Raw genomic sequence first — 7150 nt, forward strand, 5'->3', positions numbered from 1 at the left:
CGCTTTGCTAAGTTTACTTCTTGAACATTTCGCTCCTAACGGAGTTTGGGTTTATGAGAAAAACGGCTACTATAAACATTTTGCCCCTACGGGGCTGATTAACGCATCAACTTTTCAGACACGCTCTTAGGAGGCACTGAAAGGATGTCAGATAATAACAATTATGTCCACACGCTTCTTCCGGCCCAGAACCCGGAGGGCAGGCATATTATGGCGGCTGTGGTGAAACGCACTTATGATATTGGCCAGGATGGTCGCTGCACCCCGGCGGATAACCAGGAACCGTTGGTAGGCGCTGATCAGTATTACGAGGGCAAGGATCCTGTAACTGCTTCCTGCTTGATGGAGAGTGATTATATTCCCTGGAAGGTGGCCACGGATGTGGTGGTCATAGCCAAGGCGTATGCCCCCTGGAGGAAGCCGGCTCGGGAAATTGAGGCATCGGTTACGGTGGGTGAAGTCACAAAAAAGGTTGTCGTCATTGGGAACCGAAAATGCAGTTATTCCAAATTGCGCGGGCCGTTGTTTTCTGATCCCGAACCATTTATCGAAATGGAAGTCCGTTACGAAAGAGCTTATGGAGGTGTTGATCTACTCTCTTTTGGTCCGGATGCGCCGATGATGTATCCTCGAAATTTGCTGGGAAAAGGGTTCGTGGTGAAAGACACCAAGGAGGCGCTTGATGGGTTGGAATTGCCAAACATTGAGGACCCTCAACACTTATTGACCAGGGAAAATATCATCACGGGGAGGATGGAAGAGTGGCAGAAACAGCCGATGCCTCAGGGGTTCGGCTGGTATGGAAAACTGTGGTACCCCCGGTGTTCATACGCGGGCGTGCTGCCGGCCTACATGTCGTTGTATGAAGAAATTCGGGAAGCGGCCATCGGATTGGTTCCCAAAGACCAGGTCGAGCAGTTCAAGAAATTTAAAATGCCAATGCTGGATTTTAAATTCTTCAATGGGGCAGCACCGGGACTGGCCCTGCCGTTTCTTAAGGATGACGAAACCATCCGCATGGTCAATCTTGATCCGAGGGGTGCTTTCGAACTGCAACTCCCCGGCCAGACACCGAGAATCGGCATTGATATTGGAGCGGGCCTCGAATATCCCCAGGTTGTGTTGCATACAGTTTGTATCTTGAAAAAGGAAAACCGGGTATATCTGGTCTGGAGGGGCGCGATCGAATATCCTGGTCCGGAAGATATAGAGGCCGTAAAGAAAATGGAGGTCATCGTAGAGGAAGGCTGAAGCCTTCAGTCTATCCACCTGAGTAGTTACAGAGGAGGAATAATTAAGGATGCTGTTTCCGGCGGCCAAACTTGGCGATATGATTATGGGACTGGATTTTCATACCACTACCCAGACCATCGTTCCACCCGTCCCATGTCCCATGTTTCCACACCCCTTCATTGGAACGATATTTCTCTGGCATACGCCGAAGTGGCCGATAGCGAATGTATTTATCAACGGTATGCCGGCTCTTACCGTAGGGGCCAAATCCTACAGTGTTCATATCCCCCTGCCTCCGCCGGCAGTGCCGACGCCACCGACTCAGATTACCTTCAAGTGGTGGCTGACCAATGTAATGACCGCCGGAATTGCGGCGGTGTTTTCCATGGTCTTGAACATGATCGGTAGTGCTACCGGCACCATGACCCCGAATGCCCGCTGCCCGGCCAGCGATTTACCCCAGCCGGTAGAAAATCAATCGGACTGGCAAAAGATTCAAGCCCTGCTGCCGGTCCAGTCGTGGTTGCAGTTATTTCAGATGTTACTGCCGCCGGCGGTGATGCCGGTAGCCGAGGGGCAATCGACCATCGGCAGCCCTACCGTGACGGTCAACGGGGCGCCGATGGCCATTGTCGGACCGTTGACCGCCTCGTCTTGTTCGCAAATCCCCATCGTCCCTAACGCCAATGTGATGGGGTTTACCAATGTGATGGTCGGTGTTACCTTAAAGGAATTATTGATGCAGTTTATCTGGAACGCCATCCACGGCGTAGCCGCCTTGGGTGCAGGCAGGCTGGCTAACCGGGCCATGGCTGGCCGGTCGCATTAAGTGGTTGCGGCGGGAGGCCGCCTTTATGATTAATTCTCAACCCTTACACAAACGAACGCTGGTGGGACATCCAGTAGATGTAGCCACGGGAATCGTTTTTACCGCCTGGGATGATTTTACCATTCCCGGCCCTTTCCCCCTGGAGTGGCATCGATTCTACAACACCTCGTTCCTGGAAGACGGGCCTTTTGGCAAAGGGTGGGTTGTCCTTTTCTCGGTGAGACTACGTTTTGTAGACAATCGGCTGGTTTTTCTCAATGACAACGGAGTCGAAGTATTATTGAATGTCCCCAAAGACGGACAGCGAATTAACCATCCAGGCCTCCAATACGAGACAAATCGCCGGGGAAATCAGTACCTCATCTGGCATTGGCATAGGGATCACAATGTTTGTTTTATCTTTGATATCATCGAAGAGGAGAAAGAATTTCGTCTGGTCAGAATTGAAAACATCGGCGGTCAGGTAATCGACCTTCAATTCACGGGTAATCGTTGGACAGGTTTACGAGATAGCGGCGGCCGACATTATCAGTTACGATACAATCATCGGGGGTTTATCCAATCTGTGGAACTTAGGCCGGAGACGGCTGAAGAGCCGCCGATGACTTTGGTCAGGTATGAGTATGACCAGAGCGGACGGCTGACCGCCGTCTATGATCGCTTGAATCAATCCATCCGTTACGCTTATGATGAGGAACATCGGCTGATCAAAGAGACAAACCGGCTGGGTGCCAGCTTCTATTTTGAATATGACCGTGAAGGGCGTTGTGTTCATAACTGGGGTGACGGCGGATACATCGAGCGATTTCTGGAGTATAATCCTGATGCACGCACCACTATAGTGACAAACGGACGGGAAGATCAGACAAAATATGAATTCAATGAAATGAACCTGGTGGTTGTGACCACCGACCCACTGGGAGCTGTAAATAAACGGCTGTATGACCCGCTCGGCCGCTTAGTGATGCGGATTGACCCTAATGAGGCCATCACCATGTATACCTACGGTCCAGGAGGGGAGATCGTAGAGATACAGGATCCCAATGGCGCCAAGACAACTTACGAGTTTGACAAAAATCACAATATGATTGGTGTCACCTGGCCCAATGGTGGTGTCTGGAAATGGAAATTTGATAGCCGGAATAATTTGATAAGCGAGACCAACCCCAATGGAGAAACCTGGACGTATGCCTACGGGGAGCGAGGGCAATTGGAGAGGGCTGAAGACCCGGATGGCGGTGTTTGGCGAATGCAATACGACCGGGGGGGAAATCTGGTGGAGTTCACGCGCCCTCTTGGGGCCCAAAGTTTTTACCGGTGCGACAGATTAGGGAATTTCATAGAGGCGAGGGAACCCACAGGACGCGTTCGACGTTGGACCTGCGATGTTATGGGACGTGTCATAGGTGAGGTATGGGAAGACGGTTCGGATATCCGGTTCACCTACGATCCCGACGCCAACCTGATCTCTGTCACAGAACCGGGGGGAGGCACAACTTCATATGGCTACAACCGATTTGGACAGGTAATTGAGGAAAGAGATCCCGAAGGAGGCATAGTTCGCTATGACTACAATTCGGAGGGACAAATCACCCGGATTACCGATCAAAAAGGCGAAGAGGCTATTTTTGAGTACGATGCCATGGATCGGGTGACCCGGGAAGTTAGATTTGACGGCAGAGAACGCCGATTCTCCCGTGGTCTTCGAGGTGAGATCACTGAGATCATTGAAGCAGATGGACGAAAGATCGAGTGCAAGTTTGATTTGATGGGTTTTCTCACAGAGATCTCAGGTCCTCATCAGAGGACGACTTATGAACGTGACGAAATGGGTAATGTGATAGCGGCCCGCTCGAACGGCCATGTGTTAGAATATGAGTATGATCTTATAAACGAGCCCGTGCGTGTAGTGGCTGACGGCCAGGCTACCGAGCATGTTCGTCGCCATGGACGTTGCGTTCGGACACGGTATTCAGATAACTATGAGGTAGTTTACGACTATGATATCGAAGGCCGAATTAGGAGTATCAATGCACCGGGACAGAGGCACGAATTCACCTGGGATGCTGCGGGGCGCATGATCAAACACCAACGAGGCAATGGCCTTGTCAGTGAATTCGGCTGGAACAGCTCACGGAAGATGATCTCGCAGACCGTCACGCGACCGGATGGCAGAGCGCTCTTACGTCAAGAGTATGCCTACAACAGGGATGGCGACCTCATAGAGCTGAAGGATTCTCGAGTGGGATCGTTTTCCTACAGCCACGACAAGAACGGTAGAGTGATTAAAGCCGTTTATCCGGACTCGACGGAAGAATTTGCTTACGATGGCGCCGACAATGTTATCTTCCAGACTCATACCGGAAGGGCAACGATTGAGAAAGGCAATCGGATAGCCAGTATCGGTGACTCACGCTTCAGTTACGATCCCCTCGGTAATACCATCTGCATTGAGAAAGGTTTTTCTCGTCTTGATCTTGAATATAACGACTTTTGTCGCCTGTCTCGAACTGTTGATGAAAAAGGAAGAAATGTCGAGTATTCTTATGATCCCATTGGCCGTCGGGTGATAAAGGAATCTGAGAAGACAAATCACTATACCTGGGACAACGACAGACTCATTAAGGTGGTCGAGAATGATGGGGAGAACGGCCAAAGGGATGTCCATTTCCTCTATCTGCCGGATTCGGGAGAACCAATCTCGGTCGATGTAACCGGTGAGATTATTGACCTCCACTGCGGTCCGGCAGGTTTCCCTATGCACATCACGAACTTAAAAGGTGAATTAACCTGGTCCGGCTGGCGACGATTATGGGGTGACAATAGGCATGGGGAAGTATCACCCCCTCACCCCTTTGGTTTTCTGGGACAAACTCGGGATTATGAGACTGGGCTTTACTACAACTACGCCCGATATTACCATTCTGAGAGCGGACGTTACCTTACCCATGATCCTATTGGTTTCGCAGGCGGTTTGAATCCCTATGCCTATGTCCCAAATCCTGTGCGCTACGTCGATCCATTGGGCCTTAGGTGCAGAAGTGTGTATGAGGATGAAAAAACCTCACGAATGCGTATTCGTATGCCGAAAGGTGGAGATACGGTACACGGCGCGAGAAGGGATGCCAGGTTGTTTTGGCAGAGATATGCGCAGCGAGATGCAAGGAACACTCCGCGGCACCTGAGTCCTAAAAATCAAAGCCAAATCGAAAGCGGCCGCTCACCTGTCGTAGATCCTCAGTGGATAGCTGCCCACTCTATGGATGCAGCCTACGATGGCCAAACGCTCATTCATCACCACGAACATCAAAGAAGCATTACGGTGGCCATCCCCGATGGTGTCCATCGTTCGAACCACGGCGTATTACATCCGGACCGTCGAACTTGAAGCTCGAATTAAAACAATAATCGTAACTGCTCAGCCACTAAGACACTAAGTCACGAAGAAGAGTTGACACAATTATTTGTGCCTTAGTGGCTGAGTGGTAGTTATCAATAATCATTTGGGCGGCAGTCCGAATCCGGTGAAAAATTGGAGGTGCAGACATGAGAGGAGAGAAAAAGTACACGATTAACTCCTTTGTTACAGACATACAAGAGCTCGCCAGAGACGATGAATTCCTTGCCGAAGACCTGGCGGTGCATGATTCGCTTCCCAGCGCAGAAGAGATTGCGAATGTTGAGCGAAAACTTGGCTGCAAGTTGCCGTCTGTTTTGGTTGATCTAATGAAAACCATTGACATTTCCGGCGTGCAATTAGAGCAATTCCAATTCGGCATGAGACCTTTTTCTTTCCCTGATGCCCTCGTAGAATCGAACATTAAGATTGATAAGCCCGAGATATTCACTGATAGAGGGCTCCTTACGATAGGCTTGGAGATGGACCTGGCAAGTCCAATTTGTATCCCTCGAGAGAGGTGTGAGGCTGAGGACGGACCGCCACTTATTATTCTTGACTATTACTCCCTGGAGCTAATAGGACCGATCTATCCTGACATTGTTACCTCCTTGCAAGGACAGGTCTACTTATTTAAGTCGCGTGGTGAGGATCCCCAAATGCGTCGTCAAGGGCTTCGGGAGATCATTGGTCTGACTATGGAGGGATCTGGCAAGAAGTACTGGGACGAGTACTTTACAACGGTGTAACAGTGAGGGGATTGGCTGACCAGACAGACAGAATGAGGTGAGCAAAGGGGGATAGTTGTATGGAACCAATCGTTTTTTACCCCAAGGGCGGGGCTGGAATGCCGTTTTTGATCTTCGTCGTCATCGTCGTTGGGTTAGGCGGGTACGGTGTCATTCGATCAATGAAGGCTGGTGGAGGCACCTACCCATGGCTTTTAGCGGTGGTGGTCCTGGTGGCTATGGGGATCGGTTTTCTAATCCTCCAGTCACGTCAGAAGGCAGAGCCGATTACGATACATGCTGACCGCCTCGAAACACCGTCCTGGTCGATACCCTTCAGCCAAATGCGTGGTATCCGCGAGGATCAAATTACAACCACACAATATTCAGGAGGACGGCCTGTAGTCAGCACCCAACGGCGACTACTAGTGGATACTGATGAGGGGCCAAGGGTGATCGCCTATGAGGCAACTTACGATATTGAGAGCATAAAATCGGCCATAGAGACGGCCTTAAAATAGAAGACGTTTTACGTAGATGCTGATGTAGTACTCATTATTTTTCAACGATCCGTGAAAAAGCTAAGGTGAGTCCAGATATCGGCGTTCCAGTTCCTGAAATAGCGCGGGCGCGTTTCTTCTTGGAGCGAGTTTTGCACAATACCCGTGATTATTTGTGTAATTCTTCCCTATGTTGTTTCAAAATAAGGTTTTGTCTGCCTTCTACGGCAAAAACAATCTGAATATAAATTTGAGAATAGGTGTTGGCCATTTTCATTCTACAAACAGAACGCCTCTACGAGGCTAATCTCTTTATCTAATTTTGTTTCTACAAACAGAGGCTGTTTAAAAATGGCAATCATCTGCAAATAAATTATTTACTAATTTCTGCCTCCTGTGGTATAATAGCTTAAAAATACCAAACAATCCAAAACCAGCAGGAGGCAACGAAGCATGAAACGTA

At 49.8% G+C, this 7150-nt stretch carries 5 protein-coding genes and 1 pseudogene; 5 read left to right on the forward strand and 1 reads right to left on the reverse strand.

Going from position 1 to position 7150, the window contains the following annotated elements; genetic code table 11:
• Positions 1–144: 144 nt before the first annotated feature.
• The 5 genes from AB1797_04285 (at position 145) to AB1797_04305 (ending at position 6708) form a co-directional block, all read left to right on the forward strand.
• Positions 145–1251, forward strand: a complete 1107-nt coding sequence (locus tag AB1797_04285; protein MEW5766831.1) for a DUF2169 domain-containing protein — start codon at positions 145–147, stop codon at positions 1249–1251.
• A gap of 49 nt (positions 1252–1300) precedes the next feature.
• Positions 1301–2062, forward strand: coding sequence for a PAAR domain-containing protein (locus AB1797_04290; protein ID MEW5766832.1), 762 nt, complete (start codon positions 1301–1303; stop codon positions 2060–2062).
• A gap of 25 nt (positions 2063–2087) precedes the next feature.
• Positions 2088–5450 (forward strand): RHS repeat-associated core domain-containing protein, encoded by a 3363-nt coding sequence (locus AB1797_04295; protein MEW5766833.1) that lies wholly within the window; start codon positions 2088–2090, stop codon positions 5448–5450.
• A gap of 158 nt (positions 5451–5608) precedes the next feature.
• A complete protein-coding gene (locus AB1797_04300) occupies positions 5609–6208 on the forward strand; it encodes a hypothetical protein (GenBank protein MEW5766834.1) in 600 nt (199 codons plus the stop codon).
• A gap of 59 nt (positions 6209–6267) precedes the next feature.
• A complete protein-coding gene (locus AB1797_04305) occupies positions 6268–6708 on the forward strand; it encodes a hypothetical protein (GenBank protein ID MEW5766835.1) in 441 nt (146 codons plus the stop codon).
• Between the two features lie 151 nt (positions 6709–6859).
• Here the strand turns inward: AB1797_04305 and AB1797_04310 are convergent.
• Positions 6860–6958, reverse strand: a pseudogene (locus AB1797_04310) (transposase).
• Between the last annotated feature and the right edge of the window lie 192 nt (positions 6959–7150).

The sequence above is a fragment of the bacterium genome (assembly GCA_040753085.1).
In the GTDB taxonomy this organism is placed as follows: domain Bacteria; phylum UBA9089; class JASEGY01; order JASEGY01; family JASEGY01; genus JASEGY01.